Source organism: Escherichia sp. MOD1-EC6098 (assembly GCF_002965865.1).
GTDB lineage: Bacteria > Pseudomonadota > Gammaproteobacteria > Enterobacterales > Enterobacteriaceae > Escherichia > Escherichia marmotae.
Window position 1 is genome coordinate 154076 of sequence record NZ_PTSN01000006.1, and the last position, 23139, is coordinate 177214.

The window sequence follows — 23139 nt, forward strand, 5'->3', positions numbered from 1 at the left end:
AGCATAAGTTACCTGATGCGCAATTTTATCGGGCTTACGAGTTGCATCGCAATGTATTGAATTTGCGAGATCTTGTAGGCCGGATAAGGCGTTTACGCCGCATCCGGTAAAAAGACATATGCACGTGGTCAGCACTCCACTACAGGACATTTTATGATCAGTTCATTATGGATCGCCAAAACCGGCCTCGACGCCCAGCAAACCAATATGGACGTCATTGCCAACAACCTGGCAAACGTCAGTACCAACGGTTTCAAGCGTCAGCGGGCGGTGTTTGAAGATCTGCTTTATCAAACCATTCGCCAGCCTGGTGCGCAGTCTTCCGAACAAACCACCTTGCCGTCCGGGTTACAAATCGGTACTGGTGTGCGTCCGGTTGCCACTGAACGCCTACACAGTCAGGGCAACCTGTCGCAAACCAATAACAGCAAAGATGTGGCGATTAAAGGGCAGGGCTTTTTCCAGATCATGCTGCCGGATGGCTCATCGGCCTACACCCGCGACGGCTCTTTCCAGGTGGATCAGAACGGGCAGTTGGTGACGGCGGGTGGTTTTCAGGTACAGCCTGCGATCACCATTCCAGCGAATGCGTTAAGCATCACCATCGGTCGTGATGGCGTGGTCAGCGTAACCCAGCAAGGCCAGGCGGCTCCGGTTCAGGTTGGGCAGCTTAATCTCACTACCTTTATGAACGACACTGGGCTGGAGAGCATTGGCGAAAACCTCTACACCGAAACGCAATCCTCCGGCGCACCGAACGAAAGTACACCGGGTCTGAACGGCGCGGGGCTGCTGTATCAAGGGTATGTTGAAACATCTAACGTCAACGTGGCGGAAGAACTGGTCAACATGATTCAGGTACAACGTGCCTACGAAATCAACAGTAAAGCGGTATCTACCACCGATCAGATGCTGCAAAAACTGACGCAACTCTAAGGCATAACCGGTGGCTGGTTCACCGGTTTACTGATTTTTGAAGATGATAGCCATGCAAAAAAACGCTGCGCGCATTTACGCCATTTCCAGCTTGTTGGTGTTTTCACTGACCGGCTGTGCCTGGATACCCTCCACGCCGTTGGTACAGGGGGCGACTACTGCACAGCCGGTTCCTGGTCCGACACCCGTCGCCAACGGTTCCATATTCCAGTCTGCTCAGCCGATTAACTATGGCTATCAACCGCTGTTTGAAGATCGCCGCCCACGTAATATTGGCGATACGCTGACCATTGTGTTGCAGGAAAACGTCAGTGCCAGCAAGAGTTCTTCCGCGAATGCCAGCCGCGACGGTAAAACCAATTTTGGCTTTGATACTGTGCCGCGCTATTTGCAGGGGCTGTTTGGTAATGCCCGCGCTGATGTCGATGCCTCTGGCGGCAATAGCTTCAACGGGAAAGGTGGAGCTAATGCCAGCAATACCTTCAGCGGCACGTTGACGGTGACGGTCGATCAAGTGCTGGTAAACGGTAACCTGCATGTGGTGGGTGAAAAACAGATCGCCATTAATCAGGGCACCGAATTTATTCGCTTCTCCGGCGTGGTCAATCCACGCACTATCAGTGGTAGCAACACCGTACCGTCTACCCAGGTGGCGGATGCGCGCATTGAGTACGTTGGCAATGGCTACATTAACGAAGCACAAAATATGGGCTGGTTACAGCGTTTCTTCCTTAACCTGTCGCCAATGTAAGTGAGGCTGTGGTGATTAAATTTCTCTCTGCATTCATTCTTCTGCTGGTTGCGGTCGTGGCGCAGGCCGAGCGTATTCGCGATCTCACCAGCGTTCAGGGCGTACGGCAAAACTCGCTGATTGGTTATGGGTTGGTAGTTGGCCTGGATGGTACGGGTGACCAGACGACCCAGACGCCGTTTACCACGCAAACGCTAAATAACATGCTCTCGCAGTTGGGAATTACCGTTCCGACAGGCACCAATATGCAGTTAAAAAACGTCGCTGCGGTAATGGTGACGGCGTCACTTCCGCCTTTTGGACGCCAGGGGCAAACCATTGATGTCGTGGTGTCGTCGATGGGTAACGCCAAAAGTCTGCGTGGCGGTACGCTGCTGATGACACCGCTTAAGGGTGTCGATAGCCAGGTGTATGCGCTGGCGCAGGGCAATATTCTGGTCGGCGGCGCAGGCGCATCGGCGGGGGGCAGCAGTGTTCAGGTTAACCAATTGAATGGCGGACGGATCACCAATGGTGCAATTATTGAGCGCGAATTGCCCAGCCAGTTTGGTGCTGGCAATACCTTCAATTTGCAGCTAAATGAGGAAGATTTCACCCTGGCGCAGGAAATTGCCGATACCATCAACCGCACACGCGGATACGGCAACGCGACGGCGTTAGATGCGCGAACTATTCAGGTACGCGTGCCGAGTGGCAACAGTTCCCAGGTGCGTTTCCTTGCCGATATCCAGAACATGCAGGTCAATGTCACTCCGCAGGACGCCAAAGTGATTATTAACTCGCGTACCGGTTCAGTGGTGATGAATCGTGAAGTGACCCTCGATAGCTGCGCGGTGGCACAGGGCAACCTCTCGGTTACGGTGAATCGCCAGGTGAATGTCAGCCAGCCAGATACGCCGTTTGGTGGTGGAGAAACCGTGGTAACCCCACAAACGCAGATCGACTTACGTCAGAGCGGTGGTTCGCTGCAAAGCGTGCGTTCAAGCGCCAGCCTCAATAACGTAGTGCGCGCGCTCAATGCATTGGGGGCTACGCCGATGGATCTGATGTCCATACTGCAATCGATGCAAAGCGCGGGATGTCTGCGGGCAAAACTGGAAATCATTTGATGATTAGCGACAGCAAACTGCTGGCCAGTGCCGCCTGGGATGCACAATCGCTTAATGACCTGAAAGCGAAAGTGGGTGAAGATCCGGCGGCAAATATTCGCCCGGTGGCTCGTCAGGTAGAAGGGATGTTCGTGCAGATGATGCTGAAAAGTATGCGTGAAGCCTTACCGAAAGATGGCCTGTTCAGCAGCGAGCATACCCGACTCTACACCAGTATGTATGACCAGCAGATTGCCCAACAGATGACAGCAGGCAAAGGTCTGGGGCTGGCGGAGATGATGGTTAAACAGATGACACCAGAGCAGCCGTTGCCAGATGAAGCAACGCCAGCGGCACCGATGAAATTCCCGCTTGAAACTGTGATGCGTTACCAAAACCAGGCGCTCTCGCAACTGGTGCAAAAAGCCGTACCACGTAACTACGATGATTCGCTACCTGGTGACAGCAAAGCGTTCCTCGCGCAACTCTCGCTTCCCGCCCAACGGGCAAGCCAGCAAAGTGGTGTGCCGCATCATCTGATCCTTGCCCAGGCGGCGCTGGAATCAGGCTGGGGACAACGGCAAATCCGTCGTGAAAATGGTGAGCCAAGCTATAACCTGTTTGGCGTCAAAGCCTCCGGCAATTGGAAAGGGCCGATCACTGAAATTACCACCACCGAATATGAAAATGGCGAAGCGAAGAAAGTAAAGGCGAAGTTCCGGGTTTACAGCTCATATCTTGAAGCGCTTTCAGATTATGTCGGTCTATTAACACGTAACCCGCGTTACGCCGCCGTGACGAATGCCAAAAGCGCTGAGCAGGGGGCGCAGGCATTACAGGACGCGGGATATGCGACCGATCCTCATTATGCCCGCAAACTAACCCATATGATTCAGCAGATGAAATCGGTAAGCGACAAAGTGAGCAAAACTTACAACATGAGTATCGATAATCTGTTCTGAAGAACTCAAGTCCGGCGGGTGTCTGCCGATAATGCTCTGTAATTGAAAGCTTATAAGGAACCTCCATGTCCAGCTTGATCAATAACGCCATGAGCGGACTTAACGCGGCGCAGGCAGCGTTAAATACGGCGAGTAATAATATTTCCAGCTATAACGTTGCCGGATATACCCGCCAAACCACCATTATGGCGCAGGCCAACAGCACTCTGGGTGCAGGTGGTTGGGTTGGCAATGGTGTCTACGTATCCGGTGTGCAACGTGAGTATGATGCGTTTATTACCAACCAGTTACGTGCGGCGCAAACCCAGAGTAGCGGTCTGACTTCCCGCTATGAACAGATGTCGAAAATCGACAATATGCTTTCTGGCAGCACGACCTCGCTGGCAACACAGATGCAGGATTTCTTCACCAGTCTGCAAACACTGGTCAGTAACGCGGAAGATCCGGCGGCACGTCAGGCGCTGATCGGTAAAGCAGAAGGGCTGGTAAACCAGTTTAAAACCACCGATCAGTATCTGCGCGACCAGGATAAACAGGTCAATATCGCGATAGGTGCCAGCGTTGACCAGATCAACAATTATGCTAAACAAATCGCCAGTCTGAACGATCAAATCTCACGCCTGACAGGTGTGGGGGCGGGGGCGTCACCTAACGAACTGCTGGATCAACGTGATCAACTGGTGAGCGAATTAAACCAGATCGTTGGTGTAGAAGTCAGCGTTCAGGATGGCGGCACTTACAACATCACGATGGCCAATGGTTACTCACTGGTACAGGGCAGCACGGCGCGTCAGTTGGCGGCAGTACCGTCCAGCGCCGATCCTTCCCGCACGACAGTCGCTTATGTTGATAGTACTGTGGGCAATATTGAGATCCCGGAGAAATTACTGAATACCGGGTCGCTGGGCGGCCTTCTGACATTCCGTTCTCAGGATCTCGACCAGACGCGCAATACGCTCGGACAACTGGCGCTGGCATTTGCCGGGGCTTTCAATACTCAACACAAAGACGGGTTTGATGCCAATGGCGATACAGGGAAAGATTTTTTTGCCATCGGGAAACCGGCTGTGCTGGAGAATACTAAAAACCAGGGTAGTAGCGCGATCAGCGCCACGGTGACCGACGGCTCCGCGGTGCTGGCAACAGATTACAAAATCTCTTTCAACAATAATCAGTGGCAGGTCACCCGCCTTGCCAGCAATACTACTTTTACGGTGACGCCAGATACCGACGGTAAAGTTTCGTTTGACGGTCTGGAGTTGACGTTTACCGGCACACCAGATGCTAATGACAGCTTCACGTTGAAACCGGTAAGCGATGCCATCGTCAACATGGACGTTTTAATCACCGACGAAGCGAAAATCGCCATGGCGAGCGATAAAACCGCTGGTGAGAGCGATAACCGTAATGGTCAGGCGCTGCTGGATTTGCAAAGCAACAGTAAAACGGTGGGCGGGGCGAAATCCTTCAACGACGCCTATGCCTCGTTAGTGAGTGATATCGGCAATAAAACTGCTACGTTGAAAACCAGCAGTACGACGCAAGGTAATGTGGTGACGCAACTCTCTAATCAGCAGCAATCTATTTCCGGCGTCAACCTTGATGAAGAGTACGGCAACTTGCAACGTTTTCAGCAGTACTACCTGGCGAATGCGCAGGTTCTGCAGACGGCGAACGCCATTTTCGATGCGCTTATTAACATTCGCTAAGGGAGAGAAAAAATGCGTTTCAGTACCCAGATGATGTACCAGCAAAATATGCGCGGTATCACCAGTTCCCAGGCGGAATGGATGAAGTATGGCGAACAGATGTCGACGGGTAAGCGAGTTGTTAACCCTTCTGACGATCCCATTGCTGCATCACAAGCTGTCGTGCTCTCACAAGCGCAGGCGCAAAACAGTCAGTACACGCTGGCGCGTACTTTCGCGACGCAAAAAGTGTCGCTGGAAGAGAGTGTGCTTAGCCAGGTTACTACGGCAATCCAGAACGCCCAGGAAAAAATTGTCTACGCCAGCAACGGCACGTTAAGTGACGATGATCGGGCATCGTTAGCCACGGATATTCAGGGACTCCGCGACCAGTTGTTGAATCTGGCGAATACCACTGACGGTAACGGGCGCTACATTTTTGCTGGTTATAAAACCGAATCCGCACCGTTTAGCGAAGCGAAAGGTGAATATGTCGGCGGAACTGAAAGTATTAAGCAACAGGTTGATGCTTCGCGTTCGATGGTGATAGGGCATACCGGCGACAAAATTTTTAATAGCATTACCAGTAATGCGGTAGCGGAACCAGATGGTAGCGATTCTGAAACCAGCCTTTTTGCTATGCTGGATAGCGCCATCGCTGCGCTGAAAACACCGGTTGCAGATAGTGAAGCGGATAAAGAAACCGCTGCTGCGGCATTAGATAAAACTAACCGTGGCCTGAAAAACTCGCTGAATAATGTGCTCACCGTACGTGCGGAATTAGGCACACAGTTGAACGAACTGGAGTCGCTGGATTCATTAGGTAGCGATCGCGCTTTAGGTCAGACGCAGCAGATGAGTGATTTGGTTGATGTGGACTGGAACGCGACGATTTCATCTTACATCATGCAGCAAACGGCGTTACAGGCGTCGTACAAAGCGTTTACTGATATGCAAGGATTATCGCTTTTTCAGCTCAATAAATAAGCACTTTTCAAACATATCATGAAACTGGGTATGTTTTGTCTGCCCGCTCTGGGATCGCCTGAGCGGGCATTTTTTTGCCTTATTTTTGAGTGTGGCTGGCAAGAATACCATTGGGTGAAGTTGAATATATTGATTCATAACTGAAATAAAAAAAGCCCCGGCGGTTGCCAGGGCTTGATCGCTTTGAGTTAATGATTACTCAACAGGTTGCGGACGCGCAGGGGCGGCAGAGGCATGATGCGTCGCCGTATGACCACCTGCGGCACCTTTACCTTCGAAGGCAAAGGCTGGACGCTGCCAATCACTGTGGCGCGGCGCTTCCGGAACATATTCCGGTGCCGGAGCACGTGTCATCGGCGCGGTAGCGTGGTTATGCTCTACGACTACCTCGGCTTCAACAGGGGCTACTGTTTCAACCTCTGCTGCAACTTCAGCGACCACAGGCGCGGCAGGTTGAGCAACGACTTCAGGTTCGGCAATCACAACCTCGGCAGTTTCGGCAACTTCTTCAATATCAGCCGTCTCTTCCTGCGGTTCAACCACTGGTTCTGCGTGCTCTGCAACTTCCTGCGCTACGGCAACATCAGCTTCGGCAATCACCTGCGGCTGTTCAGTTACTGCAGCGGCAATCACTTCAGGATGCGTCGTTTCAACCACTTGCGGTTCGGCAACCTGAACAGGTGCTTCTACGACTTCAGTTACTTCTTCAACAACCGGCGCGGCAATGACTGGCTCCACAGCGGCGGCGACAGGGACTTCAGTCACCATCGGCTGAACCTGTACTTCTTCCTGCTCGCGTTGTTCTTCAACCTGTACATCTTGCGGACGTACAACCGGGTAGCGGATCCAGACTTTGCCAGAGGCCAGTTCCGGAGATGCGCACGCTACAGTTAACGGCATTGGTGACTGAACCGGATAACGCTCGTCACGATAGCGGCGACGACGCTGGCCACTTACGCGCAGGTGACGAGGCGAACGACGAGAACGACGTGGCATGCCACCGTTGTCACGGTTATCGGCATTGTTCTCTTCTTGCTGTTCCGGCGCAGTTTGCGCAACCACAGGCAGCGGAACTTTTACCAGTTCAGTTCGCTGGGCAGGCGTTTCCTGCATAACAGGCTCGGCAGCGACGGTTTCTTCAACCACCGGTGCGACTACAACTTCTTCAGCAACGCTTTGCTCGTAACGCACTTTTTGGTTCAGTTGACGCTGTTTACGACGTGGTTGAACCGGACGTACACGTTCTTCCTGGTCGGTTTCCTGAACAGATGGCTCTTCAACATTCAGCGCTTTAGCTTCTTGTTGCACCTGACGTTTATCGTCGTTACGGCGACGGCTACGTTCACGACGCGGTGCTTGCTGCTCGTCAGTGGTGCGTGCTTTTTCAGTTACATCGGTCTGCTGACGGTTCTCACGAGCCTCGGCAGTCTGCTGCTGTGCCTGGCGACGATTACGACGGTTTTCTTCGCGATTATCGCTGCCCTCTGTACGCTCACTACGTGTATCGCGGCGTTCATTACGGTCACGGCGGTTGTTCTGGCGAGGCTTACGGCGATCCTGTTGGCGCTCCGGTTTTGCTTCTGCTTTCGACGCGGGTTGCTCGGCCGGTTTGGTTTCTTCGCCGCCGCTGAACAACGATTTCAGTGCGTTGAAAAGACGGCTCAACAGGCCTGGTTGTGCTGGAGCAGCAGGCGTTGTCGGCGCAGCTTTCGGTGCTGGGGCTGCTGCCGGTGCTACAGTTTCAGCCGGGGTTGGCGCTGGTGGAACATCCGGCATGGCGAAGGTTGCCAGTGCAGGTTGTTCCGGGCGTTTACGTTCAGGGAATTCTTCCTCAGAAGGTAATGCCATCGCTTCTTCATGCAGTTTTGGCAGCATGTAGCTTAAGGTCGGCGTCTCTTCTCCTTTACGCACGCGCAGTACGTGGTAGTGCGGGGTTTCCATCTGATCGTTTGGTACAATCACGCAGCGCACGCCGTCCTGACGGGTTTCAATTGCATTCACCGCAGAACGTTTTTCGTTCAGCAGGTAAGAAGCAATGGGGACAGGAACAATAGCGTGGACTTCCTGAGTGTTCTCTTTCAGGGCTTCTTCTTCAATCAGACGCAGAATAGAGAGCGACAGGGATTCGTTGTCACGCACGGTGCCAGTACCGGAGCAACGCGGGCAGACGTGATGGCTGGATTCACCCAGCGATGGGCTAAGGCGCTGACGGGACATCTCGAGCAGGCCGAAGCGAGAAATATGGCTGATTTGAATACGCGCACGATCCTGACGCACCGCTTCACGCAGACGGTTTTCTACCGCACGCTGGTGGCGTACTGGCGTCATGTCAATAAAGTCGATAACAATCAGGCCGCCGAGGTCACGCAGACGCAACTGACGAGCAATCTCATCAGCAGCTTCCAGGTTAGTGTTAAACGCGGTTTCTTCGATATCACCGCCGCGGGTTGCGCGTGCGGAGTTGATGTCGATGGCGGTTAACGCTTCGGTGCTGTCGATAACAATAGAACCACCGGACGGCAGACGAACTTCACGCTGGAAAGCGGACTCGATCTGCGATTCAATCTGGTAGTGGCTGAACAGTGGAATTTCACCCGTGTACAGTTTGATTTTGCTGCTGAAATCCGGGCGGCCCAACGCGGCGATATGCTGACGCGCCAGTTCGAGCACTTTCGGGTTATCAATAAGGATTTCACCTATGTCCTGACGCAGGTAGTCGCGGAAAGCGCGAACGATAACGTTGCTTTCCTGGTGAATCAGGAACGGAGCAGGGCGGCTTTCAGCGGCTTTTTTGATCGCTTCCCAGTGTTTCAGACGGAAGCTCAGATCCCACTGGAGCGCCTCGGCAGATTTGCCGACGCCAGCAGTACGCACGATAAGCCCCATGCCTTCAGGCAGTTCAAGGCTTGCCAGTGCTTCTTTTAATTCGGTACGGTCGTCGCCTTCGATACGGCGAGAAATGCCACCCGCGCGCGGGTTGTTCGGCATCAGAACCAGATAGCTACCCGCCAGGCTGATAAAGGTGGTCAGTGCTGCGCCTTTGTTACCGCGCTCTTCTTTATCGATCTGAACAATGACCTCCTGACCTTCACGCAACACATCTTTAATGTTGGGGCGGCCATGAGCACTGTAGTTAGCAGGGAAATATTCGCGGGCAATTTCTTTTAGTGGGAGGAAACCGTGACGTTCAGCGCCGTAATCAACAAAAGCAGCTTCCAGACTCGGTTCAATGCGGGTGATTTTACCTTTGTAGATGTTCGCCTTTTTCTGTTCATGCCCTGGACTTTCGATATCCAGATCATACAGACGCTGCCCATCTACAAGGGCAACGCGCAACTCTTCCTGCTGAGTTGCGTTGATTAACATTCTTTTCATCGTAACTTACTCATTATTCTTACATTGACGACTAAGCTGCGGGCAAAGTAACGCCTTTCCGGGTGTGAACCGATGGCCTCGTGTCTAGTCGCGTCGCCAACCTCACGGTTATCGTCAGCTCAAAGAGGCGCAGAGTGTCGGTTGCCCGTTTTTCATGCGGAAAAACAGCGCAATTATCAGAGAAACAGACTGGGTATTACTCTCCAGAAATATTTCCATCTACCGGTAAGGACTGCAACCCGCAGCCCGCTAACTGCCTGAAAGATCAATACGTCTTACGCCATTGCTGCGTTGATGATCGGTCGGGCAAAATGGGGTATTCCGTAAAATTTCTTGTTTTAACAAGGTTGGACACGGAAACGTTCTCATTATTCCACTGCAAGCCTTGTTATAGCAAGATGACTTTTACCATTTATCACCCACTTACTCACAGTTTTTTCACTTCTTGCTGGTGATTGGTTTAATAACCAGCAATTAAGTGATTGCGCTGGGAAGTAATAAGGTGCAGAACTAAATATAAGCATAGAAAAATGAGTGGCGCGAATCCTGCTGGCTATTTAGAATCGCCCACCATGAAAACAGAGACTCCATCCGTAAAAATTGTTGCTATTACCGCTGATGAAGCGGGGCAACGTATCGACAACTTTTTGCGTACCCAATTGAAAGGCGTACCAAAAAGTATGATCTACCGTATTTTGCGTAAAGGCGAAGTACGGGTGAACAAAAAACGTATTAAGCCTGAATATAAACTCGAAGCTGGCGATGAAGTGCGTATTCCGCCGGTTCGCGTTGCTGAACGGGAAGAAGACGCGGTTTCGCCGCATCTGCAAAAAGTCGCTGCGCTGGCGGATGTCATCTTATATGAAGATGATCATATCCTGGTGTTGAATAAACCGTCTGGCACAGCAGTACATGGCGGCAGTGGTTTAAGTTTCGGCGTTATTGAAGGACTGAGGGCGTTGCGCCCCGAAGCGCGGTTCCTTGAACTGGTGCATCGACTCGACCGGGACACCTCTGGTGTACTGCTGGTAGCGAAAAAACGCTCGGCGTTACGTTCTCTACATGAGCAATTACGTGAAAAAGGTATGCAAAAAGATTACCTGGCGCTGGTGCGCGGTCAGTGGCAGTCACACGTGAAAAGCGTGCAAGCGCCGTTGCTGAAAAACATTCTGCAAAGCGGTGAGCGTATTGTGCGTGTGAGCCAGGAGGGTAAGCCGTCAGAAACGCGCTTCAAAGTGGAAGAACGCTATGCGTTTGCCACGCTGGTGCGTTGTAGCCCGGTGACCGGTCGTACACACCAGATCCGTGTGCATACGCAATACGCTGGTCATCCGATTGCCTTTGATGATCGTTACGGCGACCGCGAATTTGATAAACAACTCACTGAAGCGGGAACGGGATTAAATCGTTTATTCCTGCACGCCGCGGCGTTGAAGTTTACCCATCCGGGAACGGGTGAGGTGATGCGTATCGAAGCGCCGATGGATGATGGTTTGAAGCGTTGTTTGCAGAAACTGCGTAATACGCGTTAATGCGAGCATATAAATCAGATAGTAGGCGGTAGGCCTGATAAGGCGTTTACGCCGCATCAGGCAGTCAGCACCAATTGCCGGATGCGGCGTAAACGCGTCCGGCCCATAAAATTATCCCATCAGCGGGTTTTTCCCTTCCCGACGTAACATCTGACAGAGCGCAATAAGCGGCAAACCAACCAGCGTGTTAGGGTCACGCCCTTCTAAACGCTCGAATAGCGTAATGCCAAAGCCTTCACTCTTAAAGCTACCTGCACAGTGCAGGGGATGCTCCTTACGCACGTAATTATCAATCTCCGCCTCGCTCAGATGACGGAAATGGACGTCAAATGGTTCCACTTCTGTTTGCAGATGTCCGTTGGCGGAATTATACAATGCCAGCCCGGTATAAAAGGTGACAATATTGCCGCTGGCTTTGCGTAATTGCAGGCGCGCATTTTCTTCCGTTAACGGTTTACCGGTGATTTCACCGTCAAGAACACACACCTGGTCAGAACCAATAATTAAATGGTCTGGATAACGTGATGCTAAGGATTGCGCTTTTTCTTGCGCCAGTCGAAGCACCAGTTGGCGAGGTGATTCATCGCTATGCGGGGTTTCGTCGACCTCCGGCGCGGCACATTCGAAAGAGATTTGCAGTTTTTCAAGTAGAGCGCGGCGCCAGGGCGAGGTGGAGGCTAAAATAAGTTTAGACATATTTTTTTCCATCAGATATAGCGTATTGATGATAGCCATTTTAAACTATGCGCTTCGTTTTGCAGGTTGATGTTCGTTGTCAGCACTGAACGAAAATAAAGCAGTAACCCGCAATGTGTGCGAATTATTGGCAAAAGGCAACCACAGGCTGCCTTTTTCTTTGACTCTATGACGTTACAAAGTTAATATGCGCGCCCTATGCAAAAGGTAAAATTACCCCTGACTCTCGATCCGGTTCGTACGGCTCAAAAACGCCTTGATTACCAGGGTATTTATACTCCTGATCAGGTTGAGCGCGTCGCTGAATCTGTAGTCAGTGTGGACAGTGATGTGGAATGCTCCATGTCGTTCGCTATCGATAACCAACGTCTCGCAGTGTTAAACGGCGATGCGAAGGTGACGGTAACGCTCGAGTGTCAGCGTTGCGGGAAGCCGTTTTCTCATCAGGTCTACACAACGTATTGTTTTAGTCCTGTGCGTTCAGACGAACAGGCTGAAGCACTGCCGGAAACGTATGAACCGATTGAGGTTAACGAATTCGGTGAAATCGATCTGCTTGCAATGGTTGAAGATGAAATCATCCTCGCCTTGCCGGTAGTTCCGGTGCATGATTCTGAACACTGTGAAGTGTCCGAAGCGGACATGGTCTTTGGTGAATTGCCTGATGAAGCGCAAAAACCAAACCCATTTGCCGTATTAGCCAGCTTAAAGCGTAAGTAATTGGTGCTCCCCGTTGGATCGGGGATAAACCGTAATTGAGGAGTAAGGTCCATGGCCGTACAACAGAATAAACCAACCCGTTCCAAACGTGGCATGCGTCGTTCCCATGACGCGCTGACCGCAGTCACCAGCCTGTCTGTAGACAAAACTTCTGGTGAAAAACACCTGCGTCACCACATCACTGCCGACGGTTACTACCGCGGCCGCAAGGTCATCGCTAAGTAATCACGCGTCTGCGTGATGAAGCTTAGTGAGGATTTTCCCCAGGTAACTGGGGAAAGACCAAACCGGGCGGCGACGATACCTTGACACGTCTAACCCTGGCGTTAGATGTCATGGGGGGCGATTTTGGCCCTTCTGTGACAGTGCCTGCAGCTTTGCAGGCACTGAACTCTAATTCGCAACTCACTCTTCTTTTAGTCGGTAATCCCGACGCCATCACGCCATTACTTGCTAAAGCTGACTTCGAACAACGTTCGCGTTTGCAGATTATCCCTGCGCAGTCAGTTATCGCCAGTGATGCCCGGCCTTCGCAAGCTATCCGCGGCAGTCGTGGTAGCTCAATGCGCGTGGCTTTGGAACTGGTGAAAGAGGGGCGAGCGCAGGCCTGTGTCAGTGCCGGTAATACCGGGGCGCTGATGGGACTGGCAAAATTATTGCTCAAACCCCTGGAGGGGATTGAGCGTCCGGCGTTGGTGACGGTGTTACCGCATCAGCAAAAGGGCAAAACGGTGGTTCTCGATTTAGGGGCCAACGTCGATTGTGATAGCACAATGTTGGTGCAATTCGCCATTATGGGCTCTGTTTTGGCAGAAGAGGTGGTGGAAATCCCTAACCCTCGCGTGGCGTTGCTCAATATTGGTGAAGAAGAAGTAAAGGGTCTCGACAGTATTCGGGACGCCTCAGCTGTGCTTAAAACAATCCCTTCTGTCAATTATATCGGCTATCTTGAAGCCAATGAGTTATTAACTGGCAAGACAGATGTGTTGGTCTGTGACGGTTTTACAGGAAATGTCACATTAAAGACGATGGAAGGTGTTGTCAGGATGTTCCTTTCTCTGCTGAAATCCCAGGGAGAAGGGAAAAAACGGTCGTGGTGGCTACTGTTATTAAAGCGTTGGCTACAAAAGAGCCTGACGAGGCGATTCAGTCACCTCAACCCCGACCAGTATAACGGCGCCTGTCTGTTAGGATTGCGCGGCACGGTGATAAAAAGTCATGGTGCGGCCAATCAGCGAGCTTTTGCGGTCGCGATTGAACAGGCAGTGCAGGCGGTGCAGCGACAAGTTCCTCAGCGAATTGCCGCTCGCCTGAAATCTGTATACCCAGCTGGTTTTGAGCTGCTGGACGGTGGCAAAAGCGGAACTCTGCGGTAGCAGGACGCTGCCAGCGAACTCGCAGTTTGCAAGTGACGGTATATAACCGAAAAGTGACTGAGCGTACATGTATACGAAGATTATTGGTACTGGCAGCTATCTGCCCGAACAAGTGCGGACAAACGCCGATCTGGAAAAAATGGTGGATACCTCTGACGAGTGGATTGTTACTCGTACTGGCATCCGTGAACGTCATATTGCTGCACCAAACGAAACCGTTTCTACCATGGGCTTCGAAGCGGCGACACGTGCAATTGAAATGGCGGGGATCGACAAAGACCAGATTGGCCTGATTGTTGTGGCAACGACTTCTGCCACGCACGCCTTCCCGAGCGCAGCATGTCAGATTCAAAGCATGTTGGGCATTAAAGGTTGCCCGGCGTTTGACGTTGCCGCAGCCTGTGCAGGTTTCACCTACGCCCTGAGCGTAGCTGATCAATATGTGAAATCTGGTGCGGTGAAGTATGCTCTGGTCGTCGGTTCCGATGTACTGGCGCGCACCTGCGATCCAACAGATCGCGGGACCATTATCATTTTTGGTGATGGTGCGGGCGCTGCGGTGCTGGCCGCCTCTGAAGAACCAGGAATTATCTCCACCCATCTGCATGCCGACGGCAGCTATGGTGAATTGCTGACGCTGCCTAACGCTGACCGTGTGAATCCAGAGAATTCAATTCATCTGACTATGGCAGGCAACGAAGTCTTCAAGGTCGCGGTAACTGAGCTTGCGCACATCGTTGATGAGACGCTGGCGGCGAATAATCTTGACCGTTCTCAACTGGACTGGCTGGTTCCGCATCAGGCGAACCTGCGTATTATCAGCGCAACGGCGAAAAAACTCGGCATGTCGATGGACAATGTCGTCGTGACCCTGGATCGCCATGGTAATACCTCTGCTGCTTCTGTGCCTTGTGCACTTGATGAAGCGGTACGCGATGGGCGTATTAAGCCTGGTCAGTTGGTCCTGCTTGAAGCCTTTGGCGGTGGGTTTACCTGGGGCTCCGCGCTGGTTCGTTTCTAGGATAAGGATTTAAAGATGACGCAATTTGCATTTGTGTTCCCTGGACAGGGTTCTCAAACCGTTGGAATGCTGGCTGATATGGCGGCGAGCTATCCCATTGTTGAAGAAACGTTTGCTGAAGCTTCTGCAGCGCTGGGCTACGACCTGTGGGCGCTGACCCAGCAGGGGCCAGCCGAAGAACTGAATAAAACCTGGCAAACCCAGCCAGCACTGTTAGCTGCATCTGTTGCGCTGTATCGCGTATGGCAGCAGCAAGGCGGCAAAGCTCCAGCAATGATGGCTGGTCACAGCCTGGGCGAATACTCCGCGCTGGTTTGTGCTGGTGTGATTGATTTTGCTGATGCGGTGCGTCTGGTTGAGATGCGCGGCAAGTTCATGCAGGAAGCTGTGCCGGAAGGGACTGGCGCAATGGCGGCAATCATCGGTCTGGATGATGCGTCTATTGCTAAGGCTTGTGAAGAAGCAGCGGAAGGCCAGGTGGTTTCTCCGGTAAACTTCAACTCTCCGGGCCAGGTGGTTATTGCCGGTCATAAAGAAGCGGTTGAGCGTGCAGGTGCTGCCTGTAAAGCTGCTGGCGCAAAACGTGCGTTGCCGTTGCCAGTGAGCGTTCCGTCTCATTGTGCGTTGATGAAACCGGCTGCCGACAAGCTGGCTGTTGAATTAGCAAAAATCACTTTTAACGCCCCAACCGTTCCGGTTGTGAACAACGTTGATGTGAAATGCGAAACCAATGGTGATGCCATCCGTGATGCCCTGGTGCGCCAGCTTTATAACCCAGTTCAGTGGACGAAGTCCGTTGAATACATGGCAACGCAAGGCGTAGAACATCTTTATGAAGTCGGCCCGGGCAAAGTGCTTACTGGCCTGACAAAACGCATTGTCGACACCCTGACCGCCTCGGCGCTGAATGAACCTTCAGCGATGGCAGCGGCGCTCGAGCTTTAAAAGAGGAAAATCATGAATTTTGAAGGAAAAATCGCACTGGTAACCGGTGCAAGCCGTGGGATTGGCCGCGCAATTGCTGAAACGCTCGCAGCCCGTGGTGCGAAAGTTATCGGCACTGCGACCAGTGAAAGCGGCGCTCAGGCGATCAGTGATTATTTAGGTGCTAACGGTAAAGGTCTGATGTTGAATGTGACCGACCCGGCATCTATCGAATCTGTTCTGGAAAAAATTCGCGCAGAATTTGGTGAAGTCGATATCCTGGTCAATAATGCCGGTATCACTCGTGATAACCTGTTAATGCGAATGAAAGATGATGAGTGGAACGATATTATCGAAACCAACCTTTCATCTGTTTTCCGTCTGTCAAAAGCGGTAATGCGCGCTATGATGAAAAAGCGTCATGGTCGTATTATCACTATCGGTTCTGTGGTTGGTACCATGGGAAATGGCGGTCAGGCCAACTACGCTGCGGCGAAAGCGGGCTTGATCGGCTTCAGTAAATCACTGGCGCGCGAAGTTGCGTCACGCGGTATTACTGTAAACGTTGTTGCTCCGGGCTTTATTGAAACGGACATGACACGTGCGCTGAGCGATGACCAGCGTGCGGGTATCCTGGCGCAGGTTCCTGCGGGTCGCCTTGGCGGCGCACAGGAAATCGCCAACGCGGTTGCATTCCTGGCATCCGACGAAGCAGCTTACATCACGGGTGAAACTTTGCATGTGAACGGCGGGATGTACATGGTCTGACCGCGAATTGCACAAAATGCTCATGTTGCGCGCAGTCTGCGTGGTTATGAGTAATAATTAGTGCAAAATGATTTGCGTTGTTGGGGGGTATGGCCTCAAAATAGCGTAAAATCGTGGTAAGACCTGCCGGGATTTAGTTGCAAATTTTTCAACATTTTATACACTACGAAAACCATCGCGAAAGCGAGTTTTGATAGGAAATTTAAGAGTATGAGCACTATCGAAGAACGCGTTAAGAAAATTATCGGCGAACAGCTGGGCGTTAAGCAGGAAGAAGTTACCAACAATGCTTCTTTCGTTGAAGACCTGGGCGCGGATTCTCTTGACACCGTTGAGCTGGTAATGGCTCTGGAAGAAGAGTTTGATACTGAGATTCCGGACGAAGAAGCTGAGAAAATCACCACCGTTCAGGCTGCCATTGATTACATCAACGGCCACCAGGCGTAAGTGAACATCTCCAGGCGGTCGTTCGACCGCCTGAGTTTTATCTTTTTGTCCCACTAGAATCATTTTTTTCCCTCCCTGGAGGACAAACGTGTCTAAGCGTCGTGTAGTTGTGACCGGACTGGGCATGTTGTCTCCTGTCGGCAATACCGTAGAGTCTACCTGGAAAGCTCTGCTTGCCGGTCAGAGTGGCATCAGCCTAATCGACCATTTCGATACTAGCGCCTATGCAACGAAATTTGCTGGCTTAGTAAAGGATTTTAACTGTGAGGACATTATCTCGCGCAAAGAACAGCGCAAGATGGATGCCTTCATTCAATATGGAATTGTCGCTGGCGTTCAGGCCATGCAGGATTCTGGCCTTGAAATAACGGAAGAGAACGCAACCCGCATTGGTGCCGCAATTGGCTCCGGGATTGGCGGCCTCGGACTGATCGAAGAAAACCACACATCTCTGATGAACGGTGGTCCACGTAAGATCAGCCCATTCTTCGTTCCGTCAACGATTGTGAACATGGTGGCAGGTCACCTGACTATCATGTATGGCCTGCGTGGCCCAAGCATCTCTATCGCGACCGCCTGTACGTCTGGCGTGCATAACATTGGCCATGCTGCGCGTATTATCGCGTATGGCGATGCTGACGTGATGGTTGCAGGTGGCGCAGAGAAAGCCAGTACGCCGCTGGGCGTTGGTGGTTTCGGCGCGGCACGTGCATTATCTACCCGCAATGATAACCCGCAAGCGGCCAGCCGCCCGTGGGATAAAGAGCGTGATGGTTTCGTACTGGGCGATGGCGCCGGTATGCTGGTGCTCGAAGAGTACGAACACGCAAAAAAACGCGGTGCGAAAATTTACGCTGAACTTGTCGGCTTTGGTATGAGCAGCGATGCCTACCATATGACGTCGCCGCCGGAAAATGGCGCAGGCGCAGCACTGGCAATGGCGAATGCTTTGCGTGATGCAGGCATTGAAGCGAGCCAGATTGGCTACGTTAACGCGCACGGTACTTCAACGCCAGCAGGCGATAAGGCCGAAGCGCAGGCAGTGAAAACCATCTTCGGTGAAGCTGCAAGCCGTGTGCTGGTAAGTTCCACGAAATCCATGACTGGTCACCTGTTAGGTGCAGCGGGTGCAGTAGAGTCTATCTACTCCATCCTGGCCCTGCGCGATCAGGCTGTTCCGCCGACCATCAACCTGGATAACCCGGATGAAGGCTGCGACCTGGATTTTGTGCCGCATGAAGCGCGCCAGGTAAGCGGAATGGAGTACACCTTGTGTAACTCCTTCGGCTTCGGTGGCACTAATGGCTCTTTGATCTTTAAAAAGATCTAATCTGCCGTTTTTCACCATTATAAAAGGTCCGCTTGCGGGCCTTTTTTCTTAGGTTTTATTCAGACTTGTTCCGTAGAGAACATGCTGCCACACTAACAATCCTCTGATAAGGAGCCGGTATGTTCTTAATTAACGGTCATAAACAGGATTCGCTGGCAGCGAGCGATCGGGCTACGCAATTTGGCGATGGCTGTTTCACCACAGCCAGAATTATCGACGGAAAAGTCAGCTTATTATCCGCTCACATCACGAGGCTACAGGAAGCCTGTCAGCGCTTAATGATCACCTGTGACTTCTGGTGCCAGCTTGAGCAAGAGATGAAAATTCTGGCGGCAGAGCAGCAGAATGGTGTGCTGAAAGTGGTGATCAGTCGCGGCAGTGGCGGGCGAGGGTACAGCGCATTGAACAGTGGCCCGGCAACGCGGATGCTTTCAGTTACGGCTTATCCAGCACATTACGACCGTTTGCGTAACGAGGGGATGACGCTGGCGCTAAGCCCGGTGCGGCTGGGGCGCAATCCTCATCTTGCAGGTATTAAACATCTGAATCGCCTTGAGCAAGTACTGATCCGCTCTCATCTTGAGCAGACAAACGCTGATGAGGCGCTGGTTCTTGACAGCGAAGGGTGGGTTACGGAATGCTGTGCGGCTAATTTGTTCTGGCGCAAGAACAACGTAGTTTATACGCCGCGTCTGGATCAGGCTGGTGTCAACGGCATTATGCGACAATTCTGTATTCGTTTACTGGCACAATCCTCTTATCAGGTTGTCGAAGTGCAAGCCACACTGGAAGAAGTGATGCAGGCGGATGAGATGATAGTTTGTAATGCGCTAATGCCGATTATCCCTGTACGCGCTTGTGACGATGTCTCCTTTTCGTCAACAACGCTATATGAATATTTAGCCCCACTTTGTGAGCACCCGAATTAGTCATGAAAAAAGTGTTATTGATTGTCTTGTTATTGCTGGTGGTACTGGGTATCGCCGCTGGTGTGGGCGTCTGGAAAGTTCGCCACCTTGCTGACAGCAAATTACTTATTAAAGAAGAGACTATATTTACCTTGAAACCGGGGACCGGGCGACGGGGGCTCGGTGAACAACTTTATGCCGATAAGATCATCAATCGCCCACGTGTATTTCAATGGTTGCTGCGTATCGAGCCGGATCTTTCTCATTTCAAAGCCGGTACTTACCGTTTTACACCACAGATGACCGTGCGCGAGATGCTGAAATTGCTGGAAAGCGGTAAAGAAGCGCAGTTCCCGCTACGCCTGGTGGAAGGGATGCGTCTGAGCGATTACCTCAAACAATTGCGTGAGGCACCGTATGTTAAGCACACGCTGAGCGACGATAAATACGCCACCGTGGCACAGGCGCTGGAGCTGGAAAACCCGGAGTGGATTGAAGGCTGGTTCTGGCCAGATACCTGGATGTATACCGCCAATACCACTGATGTCGCGTTACTCAAACGAGCGCACAAGAAAATGGTGAAAGCGGTCGATATCGCCTGGGAAGGTCGTGCAGATGGGCTGCCCTATAAAGATAAAAACCAACTGGTGACCATGGCGTCGATTATCGAAAAAGAAACGGCCGTTGCCAGTGAACGCGATCAGGTGGCCTCGGTATTTATCAACCGTTTACGTATTGGCATGCGTCTGCAGACCGACCCGACGGTGATTTACGGGATGGGAGAGCGTTATAATGGCAAGCTTTCCCGTGCAGATCTGGAAGCACCAACAGCGTATAACACTTATACCATTACCGGTCTGCCGCCAGGCGCAATTGCAACACCGGGGGCGGATTCGCTGAAGGCTGCTGCGCATCCGGCAAAAACGCCGTATCTCTATTTTGTGGCCGATGGTAAAGGCGGTCACACGTTTAATACCAATCTTGCCAGTCATAACAAGTCTGTGCAGGATTATCTGAAAGTGCTTAAGGAAAAAAATGCGCAGTAAGTATATCGTCATTGAAGGGCTGGAAGGTGCAGGCAAAACTACCGCGCGTAACGTGGTGGTCGAGACGCTTGAGCAACTGGGTATCCGTGACATGGTTTTCACTCGGGAACCTGGCGGCACGCAACTTGCCGAAAAGTTAAGAAGCCTGGTGCTGGATATCAAATCGGTAGGCGATGAAGTCATTACCGATAAAGCCGAAGTGCTGATGTTTTATGCCGCGCGCGTTCAGTTGGTCGAGACTGTCATCAAACCCGCGCTGGCTAATGGAACCTGGGTGATTGGCGATCGCCACGATCTCTCCACTCAGGCGTATCAGGGCGGTGGCCGTGGTATTGACCAGCATATGCTGGCAACGTTACGTGATGCCGTTCTTGGGGATTTTCGCCCTGACTTAACGCTCTATCTCGATGTTACCCCAGAAGTCGGCCTTAAGCGCGCACGTGCGCGTGGCGAGCTGGATCGCATTGAGCAAGAGTCTTTTGATTTCTTTAATCGTACCCGCGCCCGCTACCTGGAACTGGCCGCACAAGATAAAAGCATTCATACCATTGATGCTACCCAGCCGCTGGAAGCCGTTATGGACGCGATTCGCACCACCGTGACTCACTGGGTTAAGGAGCAGGACGCATGAGATGGTATCCATGGTTACGACCTGATTTCGAAAAACTGGTAGCCAGCTATCAGGCCGGAAGGGGTCACCATGCGCTACTGATTCAGGCGTTACCCGGTATGGGCGATGATGCCTTAATCTATGCTCTGAGCCGTTATTTACTTTGCCAACAACCGCAGGGCCACAAAAGCTGTGGTCACTGTCGTGGATGCCAGTTGATGCAGGCGGGGACACATCCCGATTATTACACTCTTGCACCTGAAAAAGGAAAGAACGCGCTGGGCATTGATGCTGTGCGTGAAGTCACTGAAAAATTGAATGAGCACGCACGCTTAGGCGGTGCAAAAGTTGTCTGGGTCACCGATGCCGCCTTGCTGACCGATGCTGCTGCTAATGCCTTGCTGAAAACTCTGGAAGAGCCGCCAGCGGAAACCTGGTTTTTCCTCGCTACACGAGAAATTGAACGCTTACTGGCCACACTGCGCAGCCGTTGTCGCTTGCATTACCTTGCACCACCGCCAGAACAGTACGCGGTGAGCTGGCTTGCGCGTGAAGTGACAATGTCACCAGAGGCCATACTCACCGCATTGCGCCTGAGCGCCGGTTCGCCTGGTGCGGCGTTGGTGTTGTTTCAGGGAGATACCTGGCAGGCACGTGAGACTCTTTGTCAGGCGTTGGCACATAGCGTGCAATCTGGCGACTGGTATTCGATGTTGTCGGCACTTAATCACGAACAAGCTCCGGCGCGTTTACATTGGCTGGCAACTTTGTTGATGGATGCGCTCAAACGCCATTATGACGCCTCACACGTCACCAATGTTGATGTTCCTGGCGTTGTCACCGCGCTGGCAAACCAGCTTTCTCCCTCTCGCCTGCAGGCTATACTGGGGGATGTTTGCCAAAGTCGTGAACAATTAATTTCTGTCACAGGCGTAAACCGCGAGCTTCTCATCACCGATCTTTTACTGCGTATTGAGCATTACCTGCAACCGGGCGTTGTGTTACCGGTTCCTCATCTTTAAGAGAGACATTATGTTTTTAGTCGACTCACACTGCCATCTTGATGGTCTGAATTATGAATCTTTGCATAAGGACGTGGATGACGTTCTGGCGAAAGCCGCCGCGCGCGATGTGAAATTTTGTCTGGCGGTTGCCACGACATTACCGGGTTACTTGCATATGCGAGATCTGGTAGGCGAACGTGACAACGTTGCATTTTCTTGCGGTGTACATCCGCTCAACCAGAACGATCCCTACGATGTGGAAGATTTACGCCGCCTGGCGGCAGAAGAGGGGGTTGTTGCGCTGGGTGAAACCGGGCTGGATTATTATTACACGCCGGAAACTAAAGTGCGTCAGCAAGAGTCCTTTATTCACCATATCCAGATTGGCCGCGAACTGAACAAACCGGTTATCGTTCATACGCGCGATGCCCGTGCCGATACGCTGGCAATTCTGCGCGAAGAAAGAGTGACGGATTGCGGTGGCGTACTACACTGTTTTACAGAGGACAGAGAAACAGCGGGCAAGTTACTGGATCTCGGATTTTACATCTCCTTCTCCGGCATTGTGACCTTCCGAAATGCGGAACAGCTACACGATGCCGCGCGCTATGTGCCTCTGGATCGGTTGTTGGTCGAAACTGACTCACCTTATCTGGCACCCGTACCGCATCGAGGAAAAGAGAATCAACCTGCGATGGTTCGTGACGTTGCAGAATACATGGCTGTGTTGAAAGGTGTTGCCGTTGAAGAACTGGCGCAGGTAACCACCGATAACTTCGCCCGTCTGTTTCACATCGACGCTTCCCGCCTTCAATCCATCTGTTGAATGAATTTTTTTTAAGCTCGTAATTAATGGGTAAAACGAGTAAAGTTCACCGCCGCAAATTGGGCGGTGGATAACCACGTTTGAAATATCTTGACATATGTTTTGTCAAAATGTGCAACTTCTCTCATGACCAGAAGTTGAAAC

Annotated in this window: 22 protein-coding genes; 20 read left to right on the forward strand and 2 right to left on the reverse strand. The window is 51.9% G+C overall.

Annotated features, from left to right (window positions below; genetic code table 11):
• Nucleotides 1-153 precede the first annotated feature (153 nt).
• The 6 genes from flgG (at nt 154) to flgL (ending at nt 6412) form a co-directional block, all read left to right on the forward strand.
• Nucleotides 154-936: a flagellar basal-body rod protein FlgG gene (gene flgG, locus C0K55_RS09210; RefSeq protein ID WP_000625823.1), complete on the forward strand. Its 783-nt coding sequence runs from the start codon at nt 154-156 to the stop codon at nt 934-936.
• Nucleotides 937-988: 52 nt separating this feature from the next.
• Entirely contained in the window at nt 989-1687 is a 699-nt protein-coding gene (gene flgH, locus C0K55_RS09215) for a flagellar basal body L-ring protein FlgH (protein ID WP_016248589.1), read from the forward strand.
• A gap of 11 nt (nt 1688-1698) precedes the next feature.
• On the forward strand, nt 1699-2796 hold the full coding sequence (flgI, locus tag C0K55_RS09220; RefSeq protein WP_000589297.1) for a flagellar basal body P-ring protein FlgI: 1098 nt from the start codon (nt 1699-1701) through the stop codon (nt 2794-2796).
• Nucleotides 2796-3737 (forward strand): flagellar assembly peptidoglycan hydrolase FlgJ, encoded by a 942-nt coding sequence (gene flgJ / locus C0K55_RS09225; protein WP_001516180.1) that lies wholly within the window; start codon nt 2796-2798, stop codon nt 3735-3737. Before flgI ends, flgJ begins: the two co-directional genes overlap by 1 nt.
• A 65-nt stretch (nt 3738-3802) precedes the next feature.
• Entirely contained in the window at nt 3803-5446 is a 1644-nt protein-coding gene (gene flgK / locus C0K55_RS09230; protein ID WP_016261911.1) for a flagellar hook-associated protein FlgK, read from the forward strand.
• 12 nt (nt 5447-5458) lie between these two features.
• Complete coding sequence (gene flgL / locus C0K55_RS09235; protein ID WP_001212793.1) at nt 5459-6412, forward strand: flagellar hook-associated protein FlgL; 954 nt, start codon at nt 5459-5461, stop codon at nt 6410-6412.
• A 195-nt stretch (nt 6413-6607) separates the two neighbouring features.
• On the opposite strand, the gene rne is transcribed toward flgL, so the two are convergent.
• Nucleotides 6608-9787, reverse strand: a complete 3180-nt coding sequence (rne, locus tag C0K55_RS09240) for a ribonuclease E (RefSeq protein WP_001516183.1) — start codon at nt 9785-9787, stop codon at nt 6608-6610.
• A gap of 572 nt (nt 9788-10359) precedes the next feature.
• On the opposite strand from rne, the gene rluC reads away from it, so the two are divergent.
• Nucleotides 10360-11319 (forward strand): 23S rRNA pseudouridine(955/2504/2580) synthase RluC, encoded by a 960-nt coding sequence (gene rluC / locus C0K55_RS09250; protein WP_024191859.1) that lies wholly within the window; start codon nt 10360-10362, stop codon nt 11317-11319.
• Nucleotides 11320-11430: 111 nt separating this feature from the next.
• Here the strand turns inward: rluC and yceF are convergent, their stop codons facing one another.
• Nucleotides 11431-12015 carry a 7-methyl-GTP pyrophosphatase gene (gene yceF, locus C0K55_RS09255; protein ID WP_001516185.1) on the reverse strand — a complete coding sequence of 195 codons (585 nt, stop codon included), beginning with the start codon at nt 12013-12015 and terminating at the stop codon, nt 11431-11433.
• A gap of 198 nt (nt 12016-12213) precedes the next feature.
• Between yceF and yceD the strand changes: the two genes are divergently transcribed.
• The 13 genes from yceD (at nt 12214) to C0K55_RS09320 (ending at nt 22995) form a co-directional block, all read left to right on the forward strand.
• Entirely contained in the window at nt 12214-12735 is a 522-nt protein-coding gene (yceD, locus tag C0K55_RS09260) for a 23S rRNA accumulation protein YceD (protein WP_001174477.1), read from the forward strand.
• A gap of 51 nt (nt 12736-12786) precedes the next feature.
• Entirely contained in the window at nt 12787-12960 is a 174-nt protein-coding gene (gene rpmF, locus C0K55_RS09265; RefSeq protein ID WP_000290727.1) for a 50S ribosomal protein L32, read from the forward strand.
• 80 nt (nt 12961-13040) lie between these two features.
• Nucleotides 13041-14111 (forward strand): phosphate acyltransferase PlsX, encoded by a 1071-nt coding sequence (gene plsX / locus C0K55_RS09270; protein WP_000197582.1) that lies wholly within the window; start codon nt 13041-13043, stop codon nt 14109-14111.
• 67 nt (nt 14112-14178) lie between these two features.
• Nucleotides 14179-15132, forward strand: coding sequence for a beta-ketoacyl-ACP synthase III (fabH, locus tag C0K55_RS09275; protein ID WP_000288127.1), 954 nt, complete (start codon nt 14179-14181; stop codon nt 15130-15132).
• A gap of 15 nt (nt 15133-15147) precedes the next feature.
• Nucleotides 15148-16077: an ACP S-malonyltransferase gene (gene fabD, locus C0K55_RS09280; RefSeq protein ID WP_001516187.1), complete on the forward strand. Its 930-nt coding sequence runs from the start codon at nt 15148-15150 to the stop codon at nt 16075-16077.
• A gap of 12 nt (nt 16078-16089) precedes the next feature.
• Complete coding sequence (fabG, locus tag C0K55_RS09285) at nt 16090-16824, forward strand: 3-oxoacyl-ACP reductase FabG (protein ID WP_001008542.1); 735 nt, start codon at nt 16090-16092, stop codon at nt 16822-16824.
• 210 nt (nt 16825-17034) lie between these two features.
• Nucleotides 17035-17271, forward strand: a complete 237-nt coding sequence (gene acpP / locus C0K55_RS09290; protein WP_000103754.1) for an acyl carrier protein — start codon at nt 17035-17037, stop codon at nt 17269-17271.
• A gap of 88 nt (nt 17272-17359) precedes the next feature.
• Nucleotides 17360-18601: a beta-ketoacyl-ACP synthase II gene (fabF, locus tag C0K55_RS09295; RefSeq protein WP_000044679.1), complete on the forward strand. Its 1242-nt coding sequence runs from the start codon at nt 17360-17362 to the stop codon at nt 18599-18601.
• Between the two features lie 119 nt (nt 18602-18720).
• Nucleotides 18721-19530, forward strand: coding sequence for an aminodeoxychorismate lyase (gene pabC / locus C0K55_RS09300; protein ID WP_016261914.1), 810 nt, complete (start codon nt 18721-18723; stop codon nt 19528-19530).
• A gap of 2 nt (nt 19531-19532) precedes the next feature.
• Entirely contained in the window at nt 19533-20555 is a 1023-nt protein-coding gene (gene yceG / locus C0K55_RS09305) for a cell division protein YceG (protein WP_105266244.1), read from the forward strand.
• Nucleotides 20545-21186: a dTMP kinase gene (gene tmk / locus C0K55_RS09310; protein ID WP_001257001.1), complete on the forward strand. Its 642-nt coding sequence runs from the start codon at nt 20545-20547 to the stop codon at nt 21184-21186. Before yceG ends, tmk begins: the two co-directional genes overlap by 11 nt.
• Complete coding sequence (gene holB, locus C0K55_RS09315; protein ID WP_001516190.1) at nt 21183-22187, forward strand: DNA polymerase III subunit delta'; 1005 nt, start codon at nt 21183-21185, stop codon at nt 22185-22187. Before tmk ends, holB begins: the two co-directional genes overlap by 4 nt.
• A 10-nt stretch (nt 22188-22197) precedes the next feature.
• Entirely contained in the window at nt 22198-22995 is a 798-nt protein-coding gene (locus C0K55_RS09320; RefSeq protein WP_105266243.1) for a metal-dependent hydrolase, read from the forward strand.
• The last annotated feature ends 144 nt before the right edge of the window (nt 22996-23139 follow it).